Origin of the sequence: Pseudomonas sp. NPDC087358, assembly GCF_044900785.1 — a bacterium.
GTDB lineage: Bacteria > Pseudomonadota > Gammaproteobacteria > Pseudomonadales > Pseudomonadaceae > Aquipseudomonas.
Genome location: NZ_JBJDOA010000029.1, coordinates 1 through 2,009, shown reverse-complemented (window position 1 = coordinate 2,009; position 2,009 = coordinate 1). Strand labels below are relative to the sequence as shown.

1 protein-coding gene is annotated in these 2,009 nt (G+C 56.6%); it reads left to right on the top strand.

Features of this window, described 5'->3' with window-relative positions; genetic code table 11:
* Positions 1–2,009, top strand: a 2,009-nt coding sequence (gene rpoB, locus ACI2KS_RS29550) for a DNA-directed RNA polymerase subunit beta (RefSeq protein ID WP_404624549.1), incomplete at both ends; no start/stop codon positions are given.

Below are 2,009 nucleotides of genomic sequence, written 5' to 3'. Positions count from 1 at the left end.
GATCAGTTCCGCGACGTTGGCCTGCATGCGGCCTTCAAATCCGTTTTCCCGATCATCAGCTACTCCGGCAATGCTGCTCTGGAGTACGTCGGTTATCGTCTGGGCGAACCGGCTTTTGATGTCAAGGAATGCGTGCTGCGCGGTGTAACGTACGCCGTACCTTTGCGGGTAAAAGTACGCCTGATCATTTTCGACAAAGAATCGTCGAACAAAGCGATCAAGGACATCAAAGAGCAAGAAGTCTACATGGGTGAAATCCCCCTGATGACTGAAAACGGCACCTTCGTTATCAATGGTACCGAGCGCGTTATCGTTTCCCAGCTGCACCGTTCCCCGGGCGTGTTCTTCGACCACGACCGCGGCAAGACGCACAGTTCTGGCAAGCTGTTGTATTCGGCTCGTATCATTCCTTACCGTGGTTCGTGGCTGGACTTCGAGTTCGATCCAAAGGACTGTGTATTCGTCCGTATCGACCGTCGCCGCAAGCTCCCTGCATCGGTTTTGCTCCGTGCTCTGGGCTACACCACTGAAGAAGTGCTGGATGCTTTCTACACCACCAACGTTTTCCACGTTCAGGGCGAACTCCTGACCCTGGAGCTGGTGCCTCAGCGCCTGCGTGGTGAAATCGCGGTTATTGATATCCTTGATGACAAAGGCAAGGTAATCGTCGAGCAAGGCCGTCGTATCACTGCACGCCACATCAACCAGCTTGAAAAAGCCGGTATCAAGACTCTGGAAGTGCCGCTGGATTACGTCCTGGGCCGCACCACCGCCAAGGCGATCGTGCATCCGGCGACCGGCGAAATCATTGCCGAGTGCAATACCGAGCTGAACACTGAAATCCTGGCGAAAATCGCCAAGGCTCAGGTTGTCCGTATCGAAACGTTGTACACCAACGACATCGATTGCGGTCCGTTCATCTCCGATACCCTGAAAATCGATTCGACCGGCAACCAGCTGGAAGCCCTGGTCGAAATCTATCGGATGATGCGTCCAGGCGAGCCGCCAACCAAGGATGCTGCCGAGACCTTGTTCAACAACCTGTTCTTCAGCCCAGAGCGTTACGATCTGTCGGCTGTAGGTCGGATGAAGTTCAACCGTCGTATCGGTCGCACCGAGATCGAAGGTTCGGGCGTACTGTGCAAGGAAGATATCGTTGCGGTCCTCAAGACCCTGGTCGATATCCGTAACGGCAAAGGCATCGTCGATGACATCGACCACCTGGGTAACCGTCGTGTTCGCTGCGTAGGCGAAATGGCCGAGAACCAGTTCCGCGTTGGCCTGGTGCGTGTTGAGCGTGCGGTCAAAGAGCGTCTGTCGATGGCTGAAAGTGAAGGCCTGATGCCTCAGGACCTGATCAACGCCAAGCCGGTCGCTGCCGCAGTCAAGGAATTCTTCGGTTCCAGCCAGCTGTCGCAGTTCATGGACCAGAACAACCCGCTGTCCGAGATCACCCACAAGCGCCGTGTTTCCGCACTCGGCCCTGGCGGTCTGACCCGTGAGCGCGCAGGCTTCGAAGTTCGTGACGTACACCCGACGCACTACGGTCGTGTTTGCCCGATCGAAACGCCGGAAGGTCCGAATATCGGTCTGATCAACTCGCTGGCGGCCTACGCTCGCACCAACCAGTACGGCTTCCTCGAGAGCCCGTACCGTGTGGTCAAAGACGCCCTGGTCACTGACGAGATCGTGTTCCTGTCCGCCATCGAAGAAGCCGATCATGTGATCGCTCAGGCTTCGGCCACGATGAACGACAAGAAAATGCTGATCGACGAGCTGGTAGCTGTTCGTCACTTGAACGAGTTCACTGTCAAGGCGCCGGAAGACGTCACCTTGATGGACGTATCGCCCAAGCAGGTAGTCTCGGTCGCAGCGTCGCTGATCCCGTTCCTGGAACACGATGACGCCAACCGTGCGTTGATGGGTTCCAACATGCAGCGTCAAGCTGTACCGACCATGCGTGCCGTCAAGCCGCTGGTGGGTACCGGCATGGAGCGTAACGTAGCCCG